This window comes from Novosphingobium kunmingense (assembly GCF_002813245.1).
Lineage (GTDB): Bacteria > Pseudomonadota > Alphaproteobacteria > Sphingomonadales > Sphingomonadaceae > Novosphingobium > Novosphingobium kunmingense.
Map to the genome: position 1 here is coordinate 69,031 of NZ_PHUF01000005.1, position 22,554 is coordinate 91,584.

Sequence of the window (22,554 nt, forward strand, 5' to 3'; positions counted from 1 at the left end):
CAGCGCGAACTGTTTACGCCGTTGAGAGATTCCGGCGCCATGTCTAAGACTGCCGATTGCAAAAAGGTCCGCAAGCGTCCGCACATTCGCAATGGGAGTCGATGGATGAGGTTTTCTACCCGTAAGAGCTGTCTTCACGTCCTTGCCGCAGCCACCAGCATCCTGGCGATCAGCGCGCCGGCCCACGCCCAGGACGCGACCGCCCAGGCCAACGAGGAAGAGGTTGCCAGCGGCGAGATCATCGTGACCGCGACCCGCCGCGCCGAGGCGCTGTCGGACGTGCCGATCGCGATCTCGGCCGTGAACTCGGCCTCGCTGCAGAACTCGGGGGCGAACGACATTCGCCAGCTGAATCAGCTTGCTCCGTCGCTTCTGGTCTCCTCGACCGGCTCGGAAGCCAACGGCTCGGCCCGTATTCGCGGCATCGGCACGGTGGGCGACAACCCGGGCCTCGAAAGCTCGGTCGCCGTGTTCATCGACGGCGTCTACCGCTCGCGCTCGGGGGTCGGCCTCAACGAACTGGGCGAGATCGAACGCGTCGAAGTGCTGCGCGGGCCGCAGGGCACGCTGTTCGGCCGCAACGCCTCGGCCGGCCTGATCCACGTGATCAGCAAGAAGCCCAGCTTCACCTTCGGCGGCAGCGGCGAAGTGACCTATGGCAATTACGACTACCTGCGCCTCGCCGCGGCGATGACCGGCCCGATCAGCGACACCATCGCGGTGCGGATCGACCAGGTCTATTCCAGCCGCGACGGCTTCTACAACGACGTGATCAACCAGCGCGACGTCAACGACCGCAACCGTTATTTCGTCAAGGGCCAGGTGCTGTTCGAGCCGAGCGACACGACCAGCCTGCGCCTGATCGGCGACTATTCGCAGAAGAAGGAACAGTGCTGCGCCGCGGTCTATATCGACCGGGCGTTCAACCCGACCATCGGCGGCCTGAACGATCCGGCGCAGAACCCGATCATCCGCGTGCTGACCGATCTGGGCCAGCCGGCCGCAGGCTTCAGCAATCCGTTCAGCCGCAACATCTGGGTGACGCCGGGCCGTGATTACTACGGCCTGACCAAGGACGGCGGCGTCAGCCTGGAAATCAACCAGGAGTTTGGCGCGGTCAAGCTGACCTCGATCACCGGCTACCGCGAGTACAAGAACGAGCAGGCCGGCGACGTCGACTATTCGGCGGTCGACATCCTCTACCGTTCGTTCGACGGGGGCGGCGGCTATGCCCGCCAGTTCAAGACCTTTACCCAGGAACTGCGCCTTCAGGGCACCACGTTCAACGACAGGCTCGACTGGCTTGTCGGCGGGTTCTTCTCCTCGGAACGGCTCAACCTGTCGGACAACATCAAGTTCGGCAACCAGTACGGTCGCTTCGCCACCTGCCGCATTGTCGCGGGCAGTGCGCTCGCGCCGTTCTATTCGGTCACCTCGCCGGGATGCCTTACCCCGACCGGGCGGGCCACCGTGGCCGGCGGGTTCGGCGCGGCGACACTGTCCGCGTTCGACACGCTCGACAGTGTCAACAACCGCGGCAGCCTGGGTGACAAGTACAGCCAGCTCAGCCGCAACTTCGCGGTGTTCACCCACAACATCTTTACGATCACCGACGGGCTCAAGCTGACCCTCGGTGCTCGCTACACCTGGGAAAACAAGGACTTCAACGCCAGTTTCGCCAACAACAACACCGCTTGCCCGGCGATCCAGGGCGCGACCCTGGCACCGGCACTGGCGCCGTTCCTGATCGGTCTGGCGTGCCAGGGCAATTCGACGTCCGAACTCAACGGCGTGTCGATCACCAGCAAGCGCAAGGAAAGCGAGTTCACCGGCACTGCGGTGCTGTCCTACAAGTTCACCCCCGATCTGATGGCCTATGCCAGCTATTCGCGCGGCTACAAGGCGGGCGGTTTCAACCTCGACCGCTCGGCGCTCAAGAACCCGGGCGTCACCTTCGCCTCGGTCGGCGGGGCCCAGGCCGTGGTTGGCCGGCTCCAGTTCGACCCGGAAATCAACAACGCGATGGAAATCGGGATCAAGTACGGCACCCGGCCGTTCAGCGTCTCGCTGACCGCGTTCCGCCAGGATTTCGAGAACTTCCAGCTCAACACGTTCAACGGCTCGGTATTCCTGGTCCAGAATGTCAACGGCTGCGAGACCGATCTGGCCGGAGCGGACCGCGATGCCAGCGTGGCGACCGGCGCCTGTGCGGCCGACAGCGTCGGCTGGGGCGTGCGCAGCCAGGGGATCGAGCTGGAAACCTCGCTCAACCCGACCGACAACCTCGCGTTCAACTTTGGCGTAACCTATGCCAAGACCCAGTACCGTGATGATCTGGTGGCCAATTCGGCCGGCGCCCCGCTCGATCCCGCGCTGCGGGTGATCCCGGGCCGCCAGCTGTCGAACGCGCCGATCTGGGTGACCACCAGCTCGGCATCGTGGACCCCGGAAATCGGCAACTCCGGCCTGTCGGCGCTGTTCTACGTCGACAGCCGCCTGACCGACAACTTCAACACCGGGTCTGACCTGTTCCCGCAGAAGGCACAGGACACCTATATCGTGGTCAACGCCCGTGTCGGCCTGCGCGGACCCGAACAGCGCTGGGCGGTCGAATTGTGGGCGCAGAACCTGTTCGACAAGGAATACAGCCAGGTCGCCTTCAACACGCCGTTCCAGGCCGGCCCGACGAGCGCACCCTACGTCTACCCGGCGTTCCCCGGCGGGCGGCAGCTCTTTTCGATGTTCCTGTCCGAACCGCGCACCTATGGCGTGACCGGACGCGTCAAGTTCTGATCGGCTGACCGGCCGGACCAGGGGCCCGGAACCGTTGTGGCGGTTTCGGGCCCTTTCCTGTGTGGCCGCCCATCGCCTTCGGTCTTGAGTTCACTGCCACGACCCCTATGGACACGGGTCTATGCAATGGGTGCTTGCAATGACCTACCTGTGGCTCAAGGCCGGACATGTCATTTTCGTCATCTTCTGGATGGCCGGACTGTTCATGTTGCCGCGTTTCTTCGTCTACCACCAGGAATGTGCGCCGGAATCGCCCGAGAACGCCCTGTGGATCGATCGCGAGGCAAAGCTGCTGAGGATCATCCTGTGGCCCTCGCTGGCCGTGGTGTGGCTCCTGGGGCTGGCTTTGGCCATGAGCACCGGCGCCTTCGGCCAGGCCTGGTTCCACGCCAAGCTGGGTCTTGTCCTGGTCCTGACCGCTTACCATGTATGGATGGCGGGCTATCACGCTGCGCTTGCCAGGGGGGAGCGCCGGCTGACTGGCAAGCGCCTGCGCATGATAAACGAAGTCCCCGGCGTGGCCGCCGCCCTCATCGTCATTCTGGTGATCGTGAAGCCATTCTGATTTCGTTGACGCGGCGGGCGCCGCGGCCTATTCGCCGAACTGACTGGCACACCAGCGCGCGAGGGATAACCCCGCATGCACGATCCGCTTTCCCCAAGCCCTTCGATCGGCCGGCCGAACCTTTTTCCGCTCCGTAACGGACCACTGAAATGCATCTGAAAGAACTCAAGAAGAAAACCCCGGCCGAACTGGTCGAAATGGCCGAAGAGCTGGAGGTCGAGGCCGCATCGACGATGCGCCGCCAGGACCTGATGTTCGCCATCCTCAAGGAAATCGCCGAAGACGGCGAAGAGATCATCGGGCAGGGCACGATCGAAGTGCTGACCGATGGCTTCGGCTTCCTGCGCAGCCCAGAAGCGAATTACCTCGCCGGCCCGGACGATATCTACGTGTCTCCCAACCAGGTCCGCAAGTGGGGGCTGCGCACCGGCGACACTGTCGAAGGCGAGGTTCGCGCGCCCAAGGACGGCGAACGCTATTTTGCCATCACCAAGCTGATCAGCGTCAATTTCGACGATCCCGAAGCAGTCCGCCACCGCGTCAACTTCGACAACCTGACGCCCCTCTATCCCGAACAGAAGCTCAACCTCGACACGCTCGACCCGACGGTCAAGGACAAGTCGGCGCGGGTGATCGACATCATCAGCCCCCAGGGCAAGGGCCAGCGCGCGCTGATCGTCGCCCCGCCGCGCACCGGCAAGACCGTGCTGTTGCAGAACATCGCCAAGGCGATCACCGACAACCACCCCGAGGTCTTCCTGCTCGTCCTGCTGGTCGACGAACGCCCCGAGGAAGTCACCGACATGCAGCGCAGCGTCAAGGGCGAGGTGATCTCCTCGACCTTCGACGAGCCTGCCAGCCGCCACGTCCAGGTCGCCGAAATGGTGATCGAGAAGGCCAAGCGTCTGGTCGAACACAAGCGCGACGTGGTCATCCTCCTCGATTCGATCACCCGCCTCGGCCGCGCCTACAACACCGTCGTGCCGAGCTCGGGCAAGGTCCTGACCGGCGGTGTCGACGCCAACGCCCTGCAGCGGCCCAAGCGCTTCTTCGGCGCCGCGCGCAATATCGAGGAAGGCGGTTCGCTGTCGATCATCGCTACCGCGCTGATCGACACCGGCAGCCGCATGGACGAAGTCATCTTCGAAGAGTTCAAGGGCACCGGCAACTCGGAAATCGTTCTCGATCGCAAGGTCGCCGACAAGCGCATCTTCCCGGCGCTCGACGTCGGCAAGAGCGGCACCCGCAAGGAAGAGCTGCTGGTCGAGAAGGACAAGCTGTCGAAGATGTGGGTCCTGCGCCGTATCCTCATGCAGATGGGCACGGTCGATGCGATGGAGTTCCTCCTCGACAAGATGAAGGATTCCAAGACCAACGAGGACTTCTTCGCGACGATGAACCAGTAAGTGGTCATGCCCGGTCCCCGGCACGCGGTTCTGACCGGCGCGCCGGGGGCGGGGAAGACTACCCTGCTCGACGCCGCCGCAGCCGCCGGCCTTGCCACGTCCCCGGAAGTGGCGCGGCGGATCCTGCAGCGGCCGGGCGGAATGGCGCTGCGCGAGCAGGACCCGCTGGCCTTCGCCGAAGCCATGGCCGAGGCCCATGCCCGCGAATACGAACGCTATGCCGGGCGTCCCGGCCCGGTGCTGTTCGATCGCGGCTTTCCCGACGTGGTCGGCTTCCTCGACGTGTCGGGCCTGTCCGTTCCGCGCAGTGTCGACCGCATATGCCGCGACCTGCGTTATGACGGCCCCATCCTGCGCGCCCCGGCCTGGGCCGACATCTATGTCCAGGACGCCGAGCGGATCCAGGACTGGCAGGGCGCCGTGGCCAGCGACGAGGCGGTGACCGCAGCTTGGCGGCGCTATGGCTACCGCGTCACGCCGTTACCCCTGATGCCGGTCGAGCAGCGTCTGGCCTTCGTACTCGAGCGGCTTCACCCCGCGGCCTGAAGCTGCGCGGCCATCAGTTCCCAGAGCTTGTTGACCGCCTTGAGCGGGCGAACCATCACCTTGAAATCCTTTATCATTCCGGCATCGTCGAAGGTGATCAGGTCAATTCCGTTGATCTGGATTCCGTCGATCGTGGCGGTGAACTCAAGCAGCGCCTCGTTTCCGTCGATCAGTTCGCGCACATAGCGGAAGCTGTCGCCGCCCAGCACCTTGGCGGCGCTCAGCAGGTAGAGCATGACCTTCGCCTTGCCTTCCTGCGGGGTGTGGACCACCGGCGAATGGAACACCGCGCCGTCGCGCACCAGCGCGCCGAGCAGCTCCGCGTCTCCGCCCGATTCCATGTAGGCATGCCACTGTGCCACGCCGCTCTCTGCCGACATCGTCGCCCTCCCTTGCTTGCGGACGCAACACTGGCCTAAGTCGGGGCGATGAGCAACGATCCTCGCCAGCTTGCTTCCGCCGGGCTCTCCGCGCTGTCTGCCGGCGATCCGGCACGCGCGGCCGCACTGCTTCGCCAGGCCGCGCAGGACCTGCCGACGGCCGACATGCCGTGGATGGCGCTGGGCAACGCCGAACTGGCGCTGGGCAACCGCGATGCCGCGGAAGAGGCAATCGGGCAGCAACTGGTCCTCGCCGCGCGCGATGTCGGGGCGCTGCTACTCAAGGGTCTGCTGCGCGAGCAGGCCGGGGATAGCCGGGCGGCGACCGCGTTCTACCAGACCGCGCTCGCACAGGCTGCGGTCAACGGCGGTGTGCCGCCACCGTTGGCCAGCCTTCACGCCCATGCCCAGGCCTTCATCCCCCATTCCTCTCAACTGTTCGAAGAGCATCTGCTGGCCGAGATCGGCACCAATCTGTCGCCCGCGGTGGCCGAAGCCATTGACCTCCTGACCGGTAGGCGCGAGTTGTTCCTGCAACAGCCCAGCGTGTTCTATTATCCGGGCCTCCCGCAGAAGCGGTTCTACGACCCGGCGGACTTTGCCTGGATTGAACCGATGCTGGCGCTGGTTCCGGCAATGCAGGCTGAACTTGCCGCCGTGCTAGGCGGCGGGGGCGGGGGGTTCGCCCCCTATGTCCACCGCCAGGACAACCGCCCGGCGCCCAACAATCCGCTGCTGGATAGCGAAGCCTGGACTGCGTTCCACTTCTGGCGCAACGGTGCCGAGGTAGAGGAGAATGCCGCGCTCTGCCCGGCGACGATGGAAGCCCTTTCGCACGCGCCGATGCCGCGGATTGCTGGACGTTCGCCCAACGCCCACTGGTCGCGGCTCAAACCGGGCGCGCATATCCAGCCCCATGTCGGCATGCTCAACACCCGGCTGATCTGTCACATCCCGATCCTGACCGCGCCGGCCTGCACGCTTCGCGTTGGCAGCGAGACGCGCCAATGGATCGACGGCGTGCCGCTGCTGTTCGACGATTCGATCGAGCACGAAGCCCGCAACGCCGGTGAGCAGGAACGTGTCGTCCTGCTGTTCGAGATCTGGCGTCCCGAAATCGACGCGGCCGACCGCGAAGCGATCGGCCACATCTTCGAAGCGATCGGGACTTACGACTAGGCGAGGCTTGCGATCAGGAAGGCTTCGGTCCGACCATCCGCCAGCTGCGCCCCCGCCTCGTTTCGGCGGTTGCCCATTTCGGCGGCAAAGCCGTGGTCGAGGCCGGCGTAATCGTGCAGCGTGACCTTGGCGTGATTGTCGAAGGCCGCATGGATCGCGGCCTGGGCTTCGGGGCCGACGAAGTGGTCTTCGGTCGGAATGTGCAGCATCAGCGGCTTGGCGATGGCGTGGGCTTCGTCGAGCATCTGGTCGATCATCACGCCGTAATAGCCGACCGAGGCGTCGATATCGGTGCGCGTGGCCGCCATGTAGGCCAGCCTGCCACCCAGGCAGTAGCCTGCGCAGCCGACCTTGGCCACGCCCTCGCTGCCGCGCAGCCAGCGGATCGTGGCCTCGATGTCGACCACGCCGTCGTTGGCATCGTACTGCTGGAAATAGCCGAAGGCCTCGTTCATCTGCTCCGGAATGTCGGGGTTCAGCTCCACGCCCGGCGCGAAGCGCCAGAAGATATCGGGGGCGACCGCAAGATAGCCCTTTTCCGCCCAGTTGGCGCATTTGCGGCGGATCCCTTCGTTGACCCCGAAGATTTCGGGAATCACGATGACCGCGCCCTTCGGCGTGCCGGCGGGCCGCGCCAGGTGGGCAGGGATTGTGCCGCTTTGGTCAAGGGTGGGGATCTGGACAGTCTCGGCCATGATTCGATTGCTCCGCGTGGGCAAGGGGGTTGTTCGCGGCGCACACTACGCACGGCGTGGACTTTGCCAAGGCCCTATGCCAGCAAGGGCGGGCGAGGGGACTGCGGCTCGCCCGAGGAGGATCCATGAAAGTTCATGTCGAGATCGATTGCACGCCCGAAGAAGCGCGCACCTTCCTGGGACTGCCCGACGTAGGCAAGGCCAACCAGTTCTACGTCGAGGCCGTGGCCAACGCGATGAAGGGCGCGGGCAACATCGACCAGTTGCAGGAATTCGCCAAAGGGCTCGCGCCGATGGGGCAGGCGGGGATGAAGCTGTTCCAGACCCTGATGGAAAGCGGCAATGCCTTTGCCGCCGGTGCGAAAAAGCCCAAGGACGAATCCTGATCGCGACACGTGATGGCCGGGCGGACCGATCGGTTAAGCCTATGGATGACACGATCTTTGCCCTGTCGAGCGGAGCGCCACCAGCCGCGATCGCGCTGATCCGCGTCAGTGGGCCGGACGCGGGTCTGGCGCTGGTTGCCCTCGCCGGGCGCACGCTTCCCCCGCGCAAGGCGGTGACGGTGACCCTGCGCGATGCCAGGCGCGGCGTGATCGACCGGGCGCTTGCGCTGTGGCTTCCCGGGCCAGCGACGGCGACCGGTGAGGACACGCTCGAACTGCATTGCCACGGCGGCCGCGCTGTGGTTGCGGCAGTGGAAAGTGCCCTTGCTGCGTTGCCCGGGCTCAGGCCCGCCCAAGCCGGGGAGTTCACGCGCCGCGCCTTTGCCAACGGCAAGATCGACCTTGCCGAGGCCGAAGGGCTCGCCGACCTGCTCAGCGCCGAAACCGAACTGCAGCGCAGCGCGGCGCTGGCGATGGCCGGCGGGGCCTTCTCGCGCGATGTGGCCAGTTGGCGTGACCGTCTGCTTGGACTGTCGGCCGCGGTCGAGGCCGTGCTGGATTTCGCCGATGAAGACGATGTTGCCACGCTGCCACCTTCGTTTGGCTTTGAGATCGAGCGCCTGCAGGCCGATCTTGCCGAATGGTTGGCTCGCCCGCGCGCTGAAGCGCTGCGCGAAGGATTCAGGGTTGTGCTGGCTGGCCCTCCGAACGCCGGAAAAAGCACATTGTTCAATGCCTTGGTAGAAGAAGAAGCGGCAATTACTGCGCCTGTCGCCGGCACGACGCGCGACGTTCTGAACCACCCGGTGGCGCTCGATGGCGTGCCGTTCCGCTTCATCGACACCGCAGGATTGCGCGATGCGACCGACGATGCGATCGAGGCGATCGGTGTCGAACGGGCCCGTTCGGCCCTTGAGCGCGCGGACTTGGTCCTCTGGCTGGGCCCGGAAGGCGCCGGGCCAACGGGCGCCTGGGAGATCGAGGCCCAGGTCGATCGCCTTGGTCACCCGGTTAAGACGGCTCCGCTCCACCGCGTGTCGGCCGTGACGGGCGTTGGCCTTGATGCGCTGCGCCATGATCTTGTCGCCACAGCCCGGGTGGCCATGCCCTTGCCGGGCGAGGCGGCGCTCAGCCAACGGCAGCACCGCCTTCTTGGCGAGGCCTTGGATGCGCTCTCCGGCGCGGCTAGTCTCAGCGATCCCCTGCTGATCGCCGAAAACCTGCGGTTGGCGCGAGTGGCTTTCGACGCCCTGCTGGGCCGTACCACGACCGAAGACATGCTCGATGCGCTGTTCGGACGATTCTGCATCGGGAAATAGTGTTCCACGTGGAACACGGGTGCGCTAAGGGCGGCGCACCATGACGCGCTTCGACATCATCGTGATTGGCGGTGGCCATGCCGGGGTCGAGGCGTCGGCCGTGGCCGCGCGAATGGGCGCCAAGGTCGCACTTGTCAGTTTTGATCTCGCTGCCATCGGCGCAATGAGCTGCAACCCGGCTATCGGCGGTCTGGGCAAGGGGCACCTCGTTCGCGAGGTGGACGCCTTCGATGGCATCATCGCCCGCGCGGCCGATGCCGGTGCGATCCATTACCGCATGCTCAATCGCTCGAAGGGTTCGGCCGTCCAGGGGCCGCGCGTCCAGGCCGATCGCAAGCGCTTCAAGGCCGAGGTCCAGCGCTTGCTGCCTATCCAAGGCGACCTGACCCTCGTTCAAGGCGAAGCAGCGGGATTGCGGCTTTCGGGCGGCAAAGTGACCGGGATCGATCTTGCCGATGGCACGAAACTCGAAGCGCGCGCCGTGGTCCTATGCACCGGCACCTTTCTGGGCGGCGTTCTGTTTCGAGGGGAGGAACGCCTGATCGGCGGGCGCATCAACGAAGCGTCGGCGCAAAGGCTCGCGGAGCAGATGCGCGAGGCCGCGTTGCCAATGGCGCGCCTCAAGACCGGGACGCCGCCGCGCCTCGACGGGCGGACGATCGACTGGGCCATCCTCGAAGAGCAGCCGTCCGACGAGCAACCCTGGACGATGAGCGCCATCGGGCCAGGCCGCGTGCTACCGCAGGTATTCTGCGCGATCACGCGGACCAATGCCGCCAGCCACGACGTGATCCGCGCCAACCTGCACCGTTCACCGTTGTTTAGCGGCGCGATCGGGGCATCGGGCCCGCGCTATTGCCCCTCGATCGAGGACAAGATCCACCGCTTCGCCGATCGCGACAGCCACCAGGTCTTCCTTGAGCCTGAAGGACTGGACACACCGCTGGTCTATCCCAACGGGATCAGCACCTCGCTTCCGGCCGACGTGCAACTTGCCATGTTGCGGACGATGCGCGGGCTGGAAGCGGTCGACATGGTCGTGCCGGGCTATGCGGTCGAATACGACCACATCGATCCGCGTGCGCTGCGATCCAGTCTCGAAGTGCGCGCCATGCCCGGGCTTTACTGCGCCGGTCAGATCAACGGCACGACCGGGTACGAGGAAGCGGCGGCGCAGGGCCTCGTTGCCGGCATGAACGCCGCTGCGGCGGTGCTTGGTCGGGAATCAGCCCCGCTGGACCGGGCCAACAGCTATCTCGCCGTCATGGTCGATGACCTGACGCTTCACGGCGTGAGCGAGCCCTATCGCATGCTGACCGCGCGGGCCGAATACCGACTTCGCCTGCGCGCCAACAATGCCACCTCGCGTCTTACGGGCCTGGCCCTCGACGTCGGGGCGCTCGGTGCGGCGCGCCGGGCCTGGTTCGAACGCCGCCGCGATAGCAAGGCTGCGGCCGAGGATGCTCTGGCTATCGAGGTCGGCGCGGCCGATCTGCGCGGCGCAGGCGTGGTCGTGAAGAGTGACGGCGGCCGAATGGCCCTGCGCGACTGGCTTCGGTTCGACGAGGTCAGTCTTGACCGTTTGTCCCCGTGGCTCGGCATGCCGCTCGATGCCGAGCTGGCGGAGGAAGTGTCCGAGGATGCGGCCTATGCGCCCTATCTCGCGCGGCAGGACGCCGAGCTGCGCGACATGCGAGCGGCGGAGCGCTTGCCGCTGGGGGAGGACTTCCCCTACGACCGGGTCCCGGGCCTGTCCCGCGAGATGGTCGAGCGGCTGTCGAAGGCCCGGCCCGAAACGTTGGCTGCGGCAGGCCGGGTTCCGGGCATCACCCCGGCTGCGCTCGCCGCGCTGCTGGTACAGGCGCGGCGCATCGCGGCATGACAATCTCGACCGAGGCTAAAGCAATGGCGTGGCTCGAGAAGCTGCCTGAAGCCGATTCCGTTTCGATCAAACGCCTCCAAACGCTGGTGGATCTTCTCGCAGGCGAGAACACGCGTCAGAACCTCGTTTCGACCGCCAGTCTAGCGAGCGTCTGGTTGCGTCACATAGTCGATTCAGCGCAGTTGCTCACTCACGTTCCACGTGAAACATCGGGGCCTTGGCTCGATCTCGGTACCGGTGCCGGGTTTCCAGGCCTGGTGATCGCGGCACTCAGCCCCGAGCGTCCAGTGCACCTTGTCGAATCGCGCGCGCGACGGATCGAATGGTTGCGTCGGGCAGCTGACGCGATCGGCTTGCACAACGTGACGGTGCATGGCGCCCGGCTGGAGGCTGTCGAGAGCTTTCCGGCTGCGATCATATCCGCTCGGGCTTTCGCGCCGCTCGACAAGTTGCTGACTCTCTCCGCCCGTTTTTCCACAGCAGACACCGTATGGCTGTTGCCGAAGGGGCGTTCCGCAGCGCAAGAATTGCAAGAGCTTGGCGGTTGGGACCATATGTTCCACGTGGAACAATCGCTCACCGATGCCGAGGCCGGGGTCATTGTCGGCACGTTGTCCGGACCTGTCAGGCAAGCGAGGAAGGGACAATATCCGTGATACGCGTTGCGATCGCCAATCAGAAGGGCGGGGTGGGCAAGACCACCACGGCAATCAACATCGCAACCGCCATGGCCGCAACCGGCTGGAAAGTCCTGCTTATCGATCTCGATCCGCAAGGAAACGCGTCGACCGGCATCGGCATTGCCGCCAACGAGCGTGATCGCTCGTCCTATGATCTGCTGGTCGATCAGGCCAGCGTTGTCGATTGTCTGCAGCCGACCCGCATTCCCAATCTCGACATCATCCCGGCGACGGTCGATCTCTCCGGCGCGGAAATCGAGTTGGTCTCGGTCGAAAACCGCACCGATCGGCTGCGCGACGCGCTGAGCGGGGCAAGCGGTCACGACATCTGCTTCATCGATTGCCCGCCCTCGCTGGGTCTGCTGACGCTCAACGCGCTGTGCGCCGCCGATACGTTGCTTGTCCCGCTGCAATGCGAGTTCTTCGCTCTCGAAGGGCTTAGCCAGCTGCTCCAGACGGTCGAGCGCGTTCAGCAGCGCTTCAATCCCGACCTCGGCATCGTCGGCATTGCCCTGACGATGTTCGACCGGCGCAACCGCCTGACCGACCAGGTCGCCGACGACGTGCGCTCTTGTCTGGGCGGGCTGGTGTTCGAATCGGTCATCCCGCGCAACGTCCGTTTGTCCGAAGCGCCCAGCCACGGGTTGCCGGCGCTGGTCTACGATCACTCCTGTGCCGGCAGCCGCGCCTATATGGCGCTGGCGCGCGAACTCATCACCCGCCTGCCCGAAAAGAGGAAAGCCGCATGAGCGAGGAACCGGCGGTTCGCCTGAATCCGAAACCCGAAGGTTCGACGCGCCGCCCGGCGCTAGGACGCGGACTTGGCGCCCTGCTAGGCGATTCGCGGCGCGAGGAGCCGCTGGTGGCGCCGCTAGATGCGCCTGCGGGAGGCTCAGCGGTAAAGGCGTCGGGCCTAGCCATGCTGCAGATCTCCGCCATCGTCCCGCATCCGGGCCAGCCAAGGCGCCGCTTCGACGAAGCGGCACTGGACGAGCTGGCTGCCTCGATCGCGGCGCGCGGGGTCATTCAGCCGGTGATCGTCACGCCACATCGCGAGGGCTATCGCCTAGTTGCTGGCGAGCGCCGTTGGCGGGCCGCGCAGAAAGCGCAACTGCATGAGATTCCTGCGCTTATTCGCGAGCTCGACGATCGCGAAATCACTGCGCTGGCGCTGATCGAGAATCTTCAGCGCGAAGATCTCAACCCGGTGGAAGAGGCGCGGGCCTATCACAAGCTGGCCGAGGGCGAGGGCCTGACCCAGGCAGAGATCGCCAAGCTGGTCGACAAGAGCCGCAGCCATGTCGCCAACTTCCAGCGCCTCCTGGCGCTTCCGGAGCCGGTGCTCGACCTGGTGGAAGAAGGCAAGCTGTCGATGGGACACGCCCGCGCCCTGATCGGCTCGGACGACGCTGTCATGCTGGCCAGCGAAGCGGTCGCCAGGCATCTGTCGGTGCGCGAGGTAGAGAAGCTGGTCCGCCGCAAGACAACCGCAACCAGCGTGCCCCGCCGCGCACGGTCACAGGGCGATTCCGCGTCGTCGGCGGATATTTCGGCGGTGCAGGGCCATCTCGAGGAGTATCTTGGCCTGCCGGTGCGAATCAACGCCGATGCCGATCCGCGATCAGGTACGGTGACGATCCGGTATCGCACGCTCGACCAGCTCGATCTCATTTGCCAGCGCCTGACCGGCGGCGGCATCTGACCGGTACGTGATCCGTAGTACTACCCAGGACCAGCCTATCAAGGCGGCAACGACGAGGAGATAGCACGGCGGGATGCGCACCATGCTTCCCGCCGCCGTCGTTCCGGTCCTCCTGATCGTTCACGGCACCGCTGAGGCTGGCAGCGCATCGTCGACAATGGCCGTAACGGTCGAGGTGCTGCCCAATTGCTCGCTCTCTGCCAGCCCTCTCGTGCTGCAAGGGCAAGGGAGCGATACCGCGGGGGGCGAAGCGACGATCGCTGTCACTTGCGCCCCGGATCAGCCTTTCGCCCTTGCCCTAGACCACGGGCAGCACGCCGTGGGCCTCGCCCGGCATGCGGTGGATCCGGCCACGCTGCGCCGGCTGGGCTATGAAATCTTCAGCGACCCGGCGCGCTCACGGCGCTGGGCCGACCGGTCCGGCGAAACGGTCGACGGGGTCACAAACGGCGCGGGCAGAGCCACCGTGACAGCCTATGCGAGCCTGTCGGAAACGCCGCCCTTTGCGTCCGGGCGGTATGCCGACCAGATAACCGTGACCCTGAATTTCTAGGCAGTTCAGCCGGTTATATTGACAAACGGGCGCTTAACCACATCGCAAGGGTAAGCCCCTAGACCACCGGTGAGACCATCGGGGGGACTGGATGCGATTCGCGCATCGCCTGTGCTGCATCTTCGTTTCCGCAACCGGCCTGGTTGCGGCGATGCCTTCCCACGCCGGTCAGACTACCTATACGATGCCGGTCAGCGCCAGCGTGATCAACGGCTGCACCATCAACGCGCTCCCGTTGACGTTCATCGCTCCGGCAGCGAGCAATCCGGCCATCAATTCGATCACCAGCCTTACCGTGCAATGCACGCCCAACATTGCCTTCACGATCGACATAGACACGGGACTTTACGGCAACGGCATCAATCGCCGCGTGCGCCACACGACGTCCAACGCGTACATCAACTACGACGTCTATCGCGATCCGCCGCGCAGCCAGGTTTGGGGTACCGGCCAGGCCAAGAACGTCACCGGCAATTCGGGCCCGACGGGCACCGTGGTGGTGCCGGTCTACGGCCGCCTGGGCGCGACGAACAATCTCAGGGCCGGGGCCTATACCGACACGCTGACCGTCACGATCAGCTTCTAGGCGTTACCCGCTTCACCGCAATCGAGCACGGCACCGATCCGCGTTATCCGCGCGGCGCTTACCTGTTGTTAACCATAAGGGCCTAGGCATTGCCCCGTAACGAGCAGCAAAAAGTCCCGTAACCATTAGGGATTTTGCAACCCGTTCGAGCGCATGGAGACCACGGCAGACTGCCAATGATCAGGGGATTATACACCATGCGTAAGATTGCTTTCGGGTTCGCCGCTGTTGCGACCCTCGCCGCTTCGCCGGCTCTTGCCGCCACCGCCAGCAACACCATGCCGGTGTCGGTCAACGTCATCAATTCGTGCACCGTTTCGGCAACGCCGATGGCTTTCGGCACGCTGACTTCGATCGGCGGCACCGACGTCGACACCACCGCCAACGTCAACCTCGTCTGCACCATCGGTGCGACCTACGACGTGTCGATGGACCTTGGTACGCACGCCGCAGCCGGCCAGCGCTACCTGCAGAGCACGACCGACGCCACCAAGACCATTCCGTACGGCATCTTCCGCGACGCCGGCCGCCTGCAGGCCTGGGGCAGCACCGTCGGCACGACCAGCACCGGCACCTCGCTCGCCGGTCTGACCACGCTGACTGCGTTCGGCCGAATTCCGCAAAGCGCCGCGTCGGTGCCCGCCGGTTCCTACACCGACACCGTGACCGTCACGGTGACGTTCTAATCACCATGGAGACCTGAATGATCCGTCCCGTCGCTGACCTAGGCAAGCTTGCGCTGATCGCGGCAGGCGGATCGTTCCTCTCCCTCGGGTCGGCCTCGGCCGCTCTGGCTCAACAGCCTGCCGCCGCGGCTGCGCCCAGCGCAGACCGCGGCGCTCGCTTGAATATCGCACCGCTCCGGCTCGAATTCGACGCGGCCAAGACCTCGGCCACCGTCATGGTGACCAACACGTCGGGTCGTCCTCTCTCGGTGCAGACCCGTCTGTTTGCCTGGAGCCAGCAGGCCGGCGAGGACGTCTTCGCCCCTTCGACCGCGCTGACCGTTTCGCCGTCGATCATCACCATCGCGCCCGGCGCGACGCAGATCGTCCGCGTCCTGCGCGGCACGGCGGCATCGCCGGGGGAAAAGCGCTTCCGCCTGGCGGTCGACCAGCTGCCCGATCCCACGCTCGCCACGGGCGGCGAGGCTGAGGCGCGGCTGCGCTTCACGCTGCCGCTGTTCATGGACCGCGACAAGGCGGCGCCGGCTGCCTTGGCCTGGCGCCTGACGCCCGGGCGGCTGGAACTGGCCAACAGCGGCGGCCAGACTGTCCGCGTCGTCGGTCTCGAAATGCGCAACACCGCTGGCACTGCCGTTCAACTGGAACGCAATTCGCTCCGCTACGTCCAGGGCGAATCGACGATCAGCTGGGGCCTCGCCAACGCATGCGGGCTTGGGCCGTTGTCGATCAAGGCCATGATCGACGGGCAGGCAGTCAATGCGCAGGTCCCGCCCACCTGCGGCTGAACGGCTCCTTGCGTTAGCTGCTTCGTTCGTTGCAGCCCTGGGCGGAACGACCGCCCACGCGCAGACGGACCCGTTCGCCCTTCCCACTGGACTGACCGCCAAGTCCCTCCCTGCACAGCAGGGTCCCGGGCTTTCCGAAATCGCCATCGACGGCGATGTGCGGGCGCGGATGGTCGATCTGGCGTGGGAGCAGGGCGCGCTGACGATCCTGGCGGCCGATGCCCGCGCGGCAGGGCTGCCCATCGAGAAGGAGGCCATTGGGCGAATCGCGCTCGATTCGCTGCGCGTGGCCAAATGGTCGTTCGATTCGCTGCGGCAGCGGCTCGAGATCCAGCTGATGCGCAAGAGCGACCGCGGCAACCTGATCGACATGAGCCGTGCCCCGCGCAGCGATGGCGACAGCGTGCCGTTGACGGCGCTGCGGGTGGATTACGACCTGACCAGCACGGTCGCCCAGGGCCGCACGACCTTCGGCGGTTTCTTCGATACGACCCTGGTGCGCGGCAATGTCGCGGCAACCAGCGCATTCCAGTACACATCCCGGGCGCAGGACGATGGCAGCCGTTTCGTTCGGCTCGATTCGCAGGTCCAGCTGCTGTTTCCCAAGGCGGGACTTGTCGCGACCGGGGGCGATTTCATTTCGGCCGGGGGGCAAAGCCAACGCGCGGTGCGCCTCGGCGGAATCCAGCTCGCATCGGACTACTCGCTGCGGCCCGACCTCGTCACCGTGCCCTTGCCGGCCTTCACCGGCCAGGTTGCGGTGCCGACCGGGGTCGACGTGATCACCGGAGATCAGCGCTATTCGCTTGGCGAACTGCAACCCGGCGAATTCACGGTCCGGAACGTCCCTTCGACTGCCGGGCGCGGCGAAGTCTCGGTAATCGTGCGCGATGCGCTCGGCCGCGAAGCGATCCAGAACGCCAAATTCTACATGTCGCGGTCGCTGCTGGCGCCGCGTTTGCGCGAGTTCGCGATCAATGCCGGATTCGTTCGACGACGGTACGGGGTTCGCAGCAATGACTACGGACCCCTCGCTGCCAACGTCTACTACCGCCGCGGCCTGTCGTCGCGGCTGACGATCGAGGGGACTAGCGAATGGACCCCGGGGCTCATCAACATGGGCGCCCGGGGCGATCTTGCGTTGGGGGGCATCGCACTGCTGACCGTCGAAGGACGCGCCAGTTCAGAACACGCCACCGGCAAATCCGGCCTTTTGACCCATTTTGCGCTCGAATCGATCGGTCGCACGCTGTCGGCGCGGATTGCGGCGACGATTCCGACGGCCGATTATCGCGATGTGGCGACGAAACTGGGTGATCCGCTCCCTCCGCGCGAGTTTCTCGGTCAGATTTCCTACAATATCCGCGATGCGATGCAGGTCCAGCTGACCGCCGGACGCCAGGAGCGCCGGTTCGACTCGCGGTATCCCTCGTTCGAACCGCGCGTGACCTATGCCAATGCCAATTTCCGGGCCCGTGTAGACCGCAAGATCGACTTTTTCAGCTCCTTCGGGCTGCGCCAGGGCACGGTGAGATCCTATTCGGCCTGGGCGGGGCTGTCGTTCCAGTTCGGCGGCGGGCGTTCGGCACAAGCCTCGGCTTCGGCCGGGACCGGCGCTCCGACCAGCGCCAGCGCGGGATTCTACCGCCACGCGACCGAAGATCACCCGATTGGCTACGCATTCGAAGGCCAGGCGGGCGCCGCATCGCGCCTGTCTGCCGGGACGACCTATCGCAGCCGTTACGGCCGCCTCGAAGGCCAGGTCGAACAGGTCAACGGCGGTTTCGGCGCGCGGGTCAACGCCCGCGGCACCCTGCTTGTCACCGGCGGAACGGTCTTCGCGCGCAACCAGACCGGCGGCAGCTATGCCCTCGTCCGCACCGGCAGCGTCGCCGGTGTGACGGTGATGCGCGAGAACCGCGATGCCGGGAAAACCAGCCGCAAGGGCCTGCTTCTGGTCGAAAACATCACCCCCCAGGTGCCGCTGACCTTCGACATCGATCCCGAGAAGCTGCCGATCAACGCGCTGGCCCGCCAGACCCAGCGCCGCGTGCTGGTGCAGCGCCGCGCCGTCGGCCTGGTGGCGCTCGACGTGATCCGCTTCGCGCCGCGCGCAGTCCGTGTAACCGGGCCCGACGGCGCCAACCTGCCGGTTGGAACGACGCTCGTCGCCCGGCCGTCGGGCGAGATGCTGGTCGTGGGCTTTGACGGCCTGGTCGATTTCAACGCCGAGGGGGGCGATCACGCAATCGAACGCACCCTCGACAACGGGGCAATCTGCGTCTTCGACGCGCTGTCGATCGCAGCCGTGCCGGCCGCGGGTACGCCTGTGCTGGCTTGCCGGGTGGAGATCCGCCCTGCCTTCGTCGAGAACGCCAAGGCGCGCGGACCCAGGGTCCGTTCAGGCCGCCCGGCAAGCGCCAGCCGCCGCTAGCACGAAGTTGCGCCGCGCAACTGGCGCCCAATTTTAAGTGATCGATTAAATCCAGTTGCGAGAGCGGCAGCCTGCGCCTAATCCGGACGCATAGTCTTGCCTCCGGAGTGGATTGCCATGTCGCTCGATACCCTTTCGCGCAGCTGCTACAGCGAAGACCACGAAGCCTTCCGCTCGACCGTGCGGCGCTTCGTTGCCGAACAGCTCGAACCCCATGCCGACAAATGGGACGAAGACGGGATCGTGCCCAAGGAGGTCTGGCCCAAGGCCGGCGAACTGGGCATCCTGTGCCCGACCGTGCCCGAGGAATACGGCGGCCTCGGCCTCGACTTCGGCTACAACGCGATCATCGACGAAGAGGTCGGCTATGGCACCGATGTCGCTACCGGCTTCTCGTTGCAGTCGGACATCGTCGCCAACTACATCATTCAGTACGGCTCGGAAGAGCAGAAGAAGACCTGGCTGCCCAAGATGGTCAGCGGGGAGATCGTCACCGCGATCGCCATGACCGAGCCGGGCACCGGGTCGGACCTGCAGGGGCTGCGCACCACGGCCAAGAAGGACGGCAACCACTACGTCATCAACGGTTCGAAGACCTACATCACCAACGGCCAGAACGCCGACCTGATCCTGGTCTGCGCCAAGACCGATACCGAGGTGCAGCCGGCGTGGAAGGGCGTGTCGATCATCCTGGTCGAAGCCAGCCGCGAGGGGTTCAAGCGCGGCCGCAACCTCGACAAGGTCGGGCTCGACGCGGCAGACACCTCGGAAATGTTCTTTGAGGACGTCCGAGTACCGATCACCAATTGCCTCGGCGAAGAGGGCCGGGGCTTCATCTACCTGATGAGCGAACTGCCGCAGGAGCGGCTCGGCATCGCCATCTCGGCGCAGACCGCGGCCCAACGCGCCTTCGACATGACGGTGGAGTTTACCCGGGACCGAAAGGCCTTCGGCAAGTCGGTGCTCGATTTCCAGAACACCCGCTTCGTCCTTGCCGATCTCAAGGCCAAGTTGCAGGTCGGCTGGGCCCACCTCGACTGGTGCATCGCCCGGCATATCAAGCACGAGCTGACTCCGGTCGAAGCCTCGGGCGCCAAGCTGTGGCACACCGAACTGCAGGGCGAAGTGGTCGACAAGTGCCTCCAGCTCCACGGCGGGGCAGGCTTCATGAACGAATACCCGATCGCCAAGCAGTGGCGCGGAGCGCGCGTGACGCGGATCTTCGGCGGCACCAGCGAAATCATGAAGGAACTGATCGGCCGCTCGCTCTGACAGGCGACCGGCGCGGGATCTTCAGCCGATCGGCACCCGCTTGTCAGGCACCCGCTTGACAGGCGCCGGACGCGGGCGGGGCGGAAGAACCCGCCGCGCCGGGCCGACTGGAACGTCTTCCTCGATCACCTGGGTTTCGGTGCATTCGCGCGGCGCGGCTGGCGCGGGCACGGCTGCGGGTGCCTGCGTCATCGCCACCGGAACCATGACCAGCATCGGCTGGTAGCCATAGATTGGGGAGGCCCCGTAGCCGTAGCCGGGCGCCATGTGCCGTTCGAGATAGCTTTCGCACCAGTCGAGTCTGCGACGTTCTGTCTGCCGGTCGGCACCAGCAGTTCGCACACCGCCCACGGCGGCTTCGCCGATCTTGCCGTACCTGCCGTCACCGCCGCGATTGGCGCGGCATTCGGCAAGCCAATCGGCCCGCGCCTGGTCCCAGGCAGCGCGGTCGTAGCCCGGCGACCCGGGGTGCGTGATCTGATCGTGCGCCGCTACGGGAGCGGCCAGCGCCAAGGCTCCCGCCAGACAAGCGAATGCGGTCAGTGCGATTGGCGAGATTCGTGGCATGGCAGGTCCTGCAGGCAACGTCGGTCGATTGGACAGCACCGCAAGAGATACTCTCTCTTTCGCCAAACGCCACGGATCTGCGCGGGGACTGTCCCGAATTGGCGCAGCCGGGCGGATTCGTCAGATCGCCCCGGCGATGGCCTGCGCGAGGTGTTCGATCCCGGCCGCGTCAACCGCATCGAAGCGCGCCGCCTCCGGACTGTCGAGGTCGATCACGGCTATGACCTCCCCGTTGCGGATTACCGGGACGACGAGTTCACTGCGGCTTGCCGCGTCGCAGGCGATATGGCCGGGGAAGGCATGGACATCCGGCACGAGCTGGGTCTGCCCACTGGCCGCCGCAGCCCCGCAGACGCCCTGGCCGAACGGGATGCGGATGCAGGCGGCCTTGCCCTGGAATGGTCCGAGGACCAGCTCGCCATCGACCGCGCGGTAGAATCCGGCCCAATTGAGCCGATCGACGAATTGCCAGATCAGGGCCGAGAGATTGGCCATGTTGGCGACCGCGTCGGGCTCGCCTTCGACGATCGCGCGGGCGGCGGCGGCAAGGTCGGCGTAAAGATCGGGCTTGGCCTGGCCGGCCACGGGAGCAAAGGCGTACATGCGGGTTATACTATCTCACAGGTGCCTTGCCGCCTAGCCGCGATCGGCCTATTTCCGGTTCATGTCGACCAAACGCAAGCTGCTCGTTGCCCTCGGGATCGTCCTCCTCGTGATCGGTGGGTTCGCCTTCTACCTGCTGCGCGGCACGCCGGCGGAAAAGACGCTCGACCAATTGTCGGGCCGCGATCCGCAGATCGTCGCGCCCAAGCCCGAGAACTTCCCCTCGATCGGGATCGCCAAGCCGGTCGGCTGGGCCGCGGGCGAAGCGCCGGCCGCGGCACAGGGCTTGGTCGTCGGACGCTTTGCCGAAGGTCTCGATCACCCGCGCGTCATGCTGACCCTGCCCAACGGCGACGTGCTGGTCAGCCTGGCCGACGCGCCCCCCAGCAAGGGTGGCGGGCTTACCGGGTGGATTGCCGATGTCCTGATGAAGCGCGCCGGATCGCACACCGGCTCGCCCAATGCGCTGGTCCTGCTGCGCGACGTTGATGGCGACGGGCGCGCCGAAGCCCGGTTCACCCTGCGCCAGAACGATGGCCTGTCCTCGCCCTCGGGTCTCGCCTGGGGAAAGGATACGCTTTACGTTGCCAACCACGACGCGGTGCTGTCCTTCCCCTACAAGCTGGGCGAAACCGCGCTGACCGGCGCGCCGAAGAAGCTGATGGACCTGCCGGCCGCGGGCAACCACTGGATGCGCAACCTGATCCTCAGCGCCGACGGTCAGCGGCTATATGTTGCGGTCGGTTCAGCCAGCAACATCGGCGAAAATGGCATGGAGGCGGAAAAGGGCCGCGCCGCGATCTGGGAGCTCAACCTCACGACTGGTTATCCGCGCCAGTTCGCGCAAGGGCTGCGCAATCCCAACGGTCTCGACTGGAACCCGGCGACGGGCGAACTGTGGACCGTGGTCAACGAGCGCGACCAGCTCGGGCCCGACCTTGTGCCAGATTACCTGACCAACGTGCCGATCGGCGCGCACTACGGCTGGCCGTGGATCTACTACAAGACCTTCGACGACGACCGCGTTACCTCGCAGCCGCCCGAGTTCATCGACGATTACGTGCGCAAGCCCGAGTTCGCTCTGGGCGCCCACACCGCGCCCCTGGGGCTGGCCTTTACGCGCGGCGGCGAGAAGCTGGGCGCGGGCTTTGCGAGCGGCGCCGTGATCGCCCGCCACGGATCGTGGAACCGCAAGCCGCTGTCGGGTTACGACGTGGTCTTCGTCGCCTTCGACGCCAACGGCAACCCGCAGGGACTGCCGGTCCCGCTACTCAACGGATTTCTCGTCGAGGGCAAGAACCAAACGCGCGGCCGCCCGACCTGGGTCGCATTCGCCCGGGACGGAGCGCTGCTCGTCACCGACGACACGGCGGGAATCGTCTGGCGGGTGATCGCGCCCAACGCGGCGCCCGGTGTGGCGATCAAGCCGGTGGTGACCGAACGCATGCCGCCGCAGCGGCAGCTCGACGGCGATCCCGCCGCGCAGTTCAAGGCCGACTTCCGCGACGACGCGAAGGTCAAGCAATAGGCCGAGG

General features: G+C 65.8%; 22 protein-coding genes. 18 read left to right on the plus strand and 4 right to left on the minus strand.

Annotated features, from left to right (window positions below):
• The first annotated feature begins 105 nt into the window (after window positions 1–105).
• The 4 genes from B0I00_RS13085 (at window position 106) to B0I00_RS13100 (ending at window position 5,310) form a co-directional block, all read left to right on the plus strand.
• The gene (locus tag B0I00_RS13085; protein WP_100867868.1) at window positions 106–2,793 is read left to right on the plus strand and encodes a TonB-dependent receptor; all 2,688 of its coding nucleotides are present in this window, start codon (window positions 106–108) and stop codon (window positions 2,791–2,793) included.
• A 139-nt stretch (window positions 2,794–2,932) separates the two neighbouring features.
• Entirely contained in the window at window positions 2,933–3,358 is a 426-nt protein-coding gene (locus B0I00_RS13090) for a CopD family protein (RefSeq protein ID WP_408635240.1), read from the plus strand.
• A 149-nt stretch (window positions 3,359–3,507) separates the two neighbouring features.
• On the plus strand, window positions 3,508–4,764 hold the full coding sequence (rho, locus tag B0I00_RS13095; RefSeq protein ID WP_100867870.1) for a transcription termination factor Rho: 1,257 nt from the start codon (window positions 3,508–3,510) through the stop codon (window positions 4,762–4,764).
• Between the two features lie 6 nt (window positions 4,765–4,770).
• Complete coding sequence (locus B0I00_RS13100) at window positions 4,771–5,310, plus strand: AAA family ATPase (protein WP_100868142.1); 540 nt, start codon at window positions 4,771–4,773, stop codon at window positions 5,308–5,310.
• On the opposite strand, the gene B0I00_RS13105 is transcribed toward B0I00_RS13100, so the two are convergent.
• Window positions 5,295–5,690 (minus strand): nuclear transport factor 2 family protein, encoded by a 396-nt coding sequence (locus B0I00_RS13105; RefSeq protein ID WP_100867871.1) that lies wholly within the window; start codon window positions 5,688–5,690, stop codon window positions 5,295–5,297. The genes B0I00_RS13100 and B0I00_RS13105 overlap by 16 nt on opposite strands.
• Window positions 5,691–5,738: 48 nt before the next feature.
• Here B0I00_RS13105 and B0I00_RS13110 point away from each other — a divergent pair, with 48 nt between their 5' ends.
• Window positions 5,739–6,869, plus strand: a complete 1,131-nt coding sequence (locus B0I00_RS13110) for an aspartyl/asparaginyl beta-hydroxylase domain-containing protein (RefSeq protein WP_100867872.1) — start codon at window positions 5,739–5,741, stop codon at window positions 6,867–6,869.
• On the opposite strand, the gene B0I00_RS13115 is transcribed toward B0I00_RS13110, so the two are convergent.
• Complete coding sequence (locus B0I00_RS13115; protein ID WP_100867873.1) at window positions 6,866–7,564, minus strand: dienelactone hydrolase family protein; 699 nt, start codon at window positions 7,562–7,564, stop codon at window positions 6,866–6,868. The genes B0I00_RS13110 and B0I00_RS13115 overlap by 4 nt on opposite strands.
• Window positions 7,565–7,689: 125 nt before the next feature.
• On the opposite strand from B0I00_RS13115, the gene B0I00_RS13120 reads away from it, so the two are divergent.
• From B0I00_RS13120 to B0I00_RS13175, 12 genes are all read left to right on the plus strand, one after another.
• Entirely contained in the window at window positions 7,690–7,950 is a 261-nt protein-coding gene (locus B0I00_RS13120; protein WP_100867874.1) for a DUF6489 family protein, read from the plus strand.
• 41 nt (window positions 7,951–7,991) lie between these two features.
• Window positions 7,992–9,269 carry a tRNA uridine-5-carboxymethylaminomethyl(34) synthesis GTPase MnmE gene (gene mnmE / locus B0I00_RS13125; RefSeq protein ID WP_100867875.1) on the plus strand — a complete coding sequence of 426 codons (1,278 nt, stop codon included), beginning with the start codon at window positions 7,992–7,994 and terminating at the stop codon, window positions 9,267–9,269.
• A 40-nt stretch (window positions 9,270–9,309) separates the two neighbouring features.
• Window positions 9,310–11,151, plus strand: coding sequence for a tRNA uridine-5-carboxymethylaminomethyl(34) synthesis enzyme MnmG (gene mnmG / locus B0I00_RS13130; protein ID WP_100867876.1), 1,842 nt, complete (start codon window positions 9,310–9,312; stop codon window positions 11,149–11,151).
• Window positions 11,148–11,807, plus strand: a complete 660-nt coding sequence (rsmG, locus tag B0I00_RS13135; RefSeq protein WP_100867877.1) for a 16S rRNA (guanine(527)-N(7))-methyltransferase RsmG — start codon at window positions 11,148–11,150, stop codon at window positions 11,805–11,807. Before mnmG ends, rsmG begins: the two co-directional genes overlap by 4 nt.
• Complete coding sequence (locus tag B0I00_RS13140; RefSeq protein ID WP_100867878.1) at window positions 11,804–12,580, plus strand: ParA family protein; 777 nt, start codon at window positions 11,804–11,806, stop codon at window positions 12,578–12,580. The genes rsmG and B0I00_RS13140 overlap by 4 nt, the downstream gene beginning before the upstream one ends.
• Window positions 12,577–13,533: a ParB/RepB/Spo0J family partition protein gene (locus tag B0I00_RS13145; RefSeq protein ID WP_100867879.1), complete on the plus strand. Its 957-nt coding sequence runs from the start codon at window positions 12,577–12,579 to the stop codon at window positions 13,531–13,533. The genes B0I00_RS13140 and B0I00_RS13145 overlap by 4 nt, the downstream gene beginning before the upstream one ends.
• An 82-nt stretch (window positions 13,534–13,615) precedes the next feature.
• Window positions 13,616–14,086, plus strand: a complete 471-nt coding sequence (locus B0I00_RS13150; protein ID WP_157812568.1) for a Csu type fimbrial protein — start codon at window positions 13,616–13,618, stop codon at window positions 14,084–14,086.
• 91 nt (window positions 14,087–14,177) lie between these two features.
• Entirely contained in the window at window positions 14,178–14,672 is a 495-nt protein-coding gene (locus B0I00_RS13155; protein ID WP_100867881.1) for a Csu type fimbrial protein, read from the plus strand.
• Between the two features lie 197 nt (window positions 14,673–14,869).
• The gene (locus B0I00_RS13160) at window positions 14,870–15,358 is read left to right on the plus strand and encodes a Csu type fimbrial protein (RefSeq protein WP_157812569.1); all 489 of its coding nucleotides are present in this window, start codon (window positions 14,870–14,872) and stop codon (window positions 15,356–15,358) included.
• A 17-nt stretch (window positions 15,359–15,375) separates the two neighbouring features.
• A complete protein-coding gene (locus B0I00_RS13165) occupies window positions 15,376–16,143 on the plus strand; it encodes a fimbrial biogenesis chaperone (protein WP_100867883.1) in 768 nt (255 codons plus the stop codon).
• Window positions 16,115–18,577 (plus strand): fimbria/pilus outer membrane usher protein, encoded by a 2,463-nt coding sequence (locus tag B0I00_RS13170; protein WP_100867884.1) that lies wholly within the window; start codon window positions 16,115–16,117, stop codon window positions 18,575–18,577. Before B0I00_RS13165 ends, B0I00_RS13170 begins: the two co-directional genes overlap by 29 nt.
• A 117-nt stretch (window positions 18,578–18,694) precedes the next feature.
• Window positions 18,695–19,849 carry an acyl-CoA dehydrogenase family protein gene (locus tag B0I00_RS13175; RefSeq protein ID WP_100867885.1) on the plus strand — a complete coding sequence of 385 codons (1,155 nt, stop codon included), beginning with the start codon at window positions 18,695–18,697 and terminating at the stop codon, window positions 19,847–19,849.
• Between the two features lie 21 nt (window positions 19,850–19,870).
• Here the strand turns inward: B0I00_RS13175 and B0I00_RS13180 are convergent, their stop codons facing one another.
• Complete coding sequence (locus B0I00_RS13180) at window positions 19,871–20,416, minus strand: hypothetical protein (protein WP_157812570.1); 546 nt, start codon at window positions 20,414–20,416, stop codon at window positions 19,871–19,873.
• 120 nt (window positions 20,417–20,536) lie between these two features.
• The gene (locus B0I00_RS13185; RefSeq protein ID WP_100867887.1) at window positions 20,537–21,019 is read right to left on the minus strand and encodes a GAF domain-containing protein; all 483 of its coding nucleotides are present in this window, start codon (window positions 21,017–21,019) and stop codon (window positions 20,537–20,539) included.
• Between the two features lie 61 nt (window positions 21,020–21,080).
• Here B0I00_RS13185 and B0I00_RS13190 point away from each other — a divergent pair, with 61 nt between their 5' ends.
• Entirely contained in the window at window positions 21,081–22,547 is a 1,467-nt protein-coding gene (locus B0I00_RS13190; protein ID WP_100867888.1) for a PQQ-dependent sugar dehydrogenase, read from the plus strand.
• Window positions 22,548–22,554 lie beyond the last annotated feature (7 nt).

Bases quoted from the DNA above. Each gene is read 5' to 3' on its own strand.
- B0I00_RS13165 (WP_100867883.1), top strand. From the start codon at position 15,376: ATGATCCGTCCCGTCGCTGACCTAGGCAAGCTTGCGCTGATCGCGGCA.
- B0I00_RS13160 (WP_157812569.1), top strand. From the start codon at position 14,870: ATGCGTAAGATTGCTTTCGGGTTCGCCGCTGTTGCGACCCTCGCCGCT.
- rsmG (WP_100867877.1), top strand. From the start codon at position 11,148: ATGACAATCTCGACCGAGGCTAAAGCAATGGCGTGGCTCGAGAAGCTG.
- B0I00_RS13100 (WP_100868142.1), top strand. From the start codon at position 4,771: ATGCCCGGTCCCCGGCACGCGGTTCTGACCGGCGCGCCGGGGGCGGGG.
- B0I00_RS13190 (WP_100867888.1), top strand. From the start codon at position 21,081: ATGTCGACCAAACGCAAGCTGCTCGTTGCCCTCGGGATCGTCCTCCTC.
- B0I00_RS13175 (WP_100867885.1), top strand. From the start codon at position 18,695: ATGTCGCTCGATACCCTTTCGCGCAGCTGCTACAGCGAAGACCACGAA.
- B0I00_RS13115 (WP_100867873.1), bottom strand. From the start codon at position 7,564: ATGGCCGAGACTGTCCAGATCCCCACCCTTGACCAAAGCGGCACAATC.
- B0I00_RS13170 (WP_100867884.1), top strand. From the start codon at position 16,115: ATGCGCAGGTCCCGCCCACCTGCGGCTGAACGGCTCCTTGCGTTAGCT.
- B0I00_RS13120 (WP_100867874.1), top strand. From the start codon at position 7,690: ATGAAAGTTCATGTCGAGATCGATTGCACGCCCGAAGAAGCGCGCACC.
- B0I00_RS13090 (WP_408635240.1), top strand. From the start codon at position 2,933: ATGACCTACCTGTGGCTCAAGGCCGGACATGTCATTTTCGTCATCTTC.
- B0I00_RS13105 (WP_100867871.1), bottom strand. From the start codon at position 5,690: ATGTCGGCAGAGAGCGGCGTGGCACAGTGGCATGCCTACATGGAATCG.
- B0I00_RS13150 (WP_157812568.1), top strand. From the start codon at position 13,616: ATGCTTCCCGCCGCCGTCGTTCCGGTCCTCCTGATCGTTCACGGCACC.
- B0I00_RS13180 (WP_157812570.1), bottom strand. From the start codon at position 20,416: ATGCCACGAATCTCGCCAATCGCACTGACCGCATTCGCTTGTCTGGCG.
- B0I00_RS13155 (WP_100867881.1), top strand. From the start codon at position 14,178: ATGCGATTCGCGCATCGCCTGTGCTGCATCTTCGTTTCCGCAACCGGC.
- mnmG (WP_100867876.1), top strand. From the start codon at position 9,310: ATGACGCGCTTCGACATCATCGTGATTGGCGGTGGCCATGCCGGGGTC.
- B0I00_RS13145 (WP_100867879.1), top strand. From the start codon at position 12,577: ATGAGCGAGGAACCGGCGGTTCGCCTGAATCCGAAACCCGAAGGTTCG.
- rho (WP_100867870.1), top strand. From the start codon at position 3,508: ATGCATCTGAAAGAACTCAAGAAGAAAACCCCGGCCGAACTGGTCGAA.
- B0I00_RS13185 (WP_100867887.1), bottom strand. From the start codon at position 21,019: ATGTACGCCTTTGCTCCCGTGGCCGGCCAGGCCAAGCCCGATCTTTAC.
- mnmE (WP_100867875.1), top strand. From the start codon at position 7,992: ATGGATGACACGATCTTTGCCCTGTCGAGCGGAGCGCCACCAGCCGCG.
- B0I00_RS13110 (WP_100867872.1), top strand. From the start codon at position 5,739: ATGAGCAACGATCCTCGCCAGCTTGCTTCCGCCGGGCTCTCCGCGCTG.
- B0I00_RS13085 (WP_100867868.1), top strand. From the start codon at position 106: ATGAGGTTTTCTACCCGTAAGAGCTGTCTTCACGTCCTTGCCGCAGCC.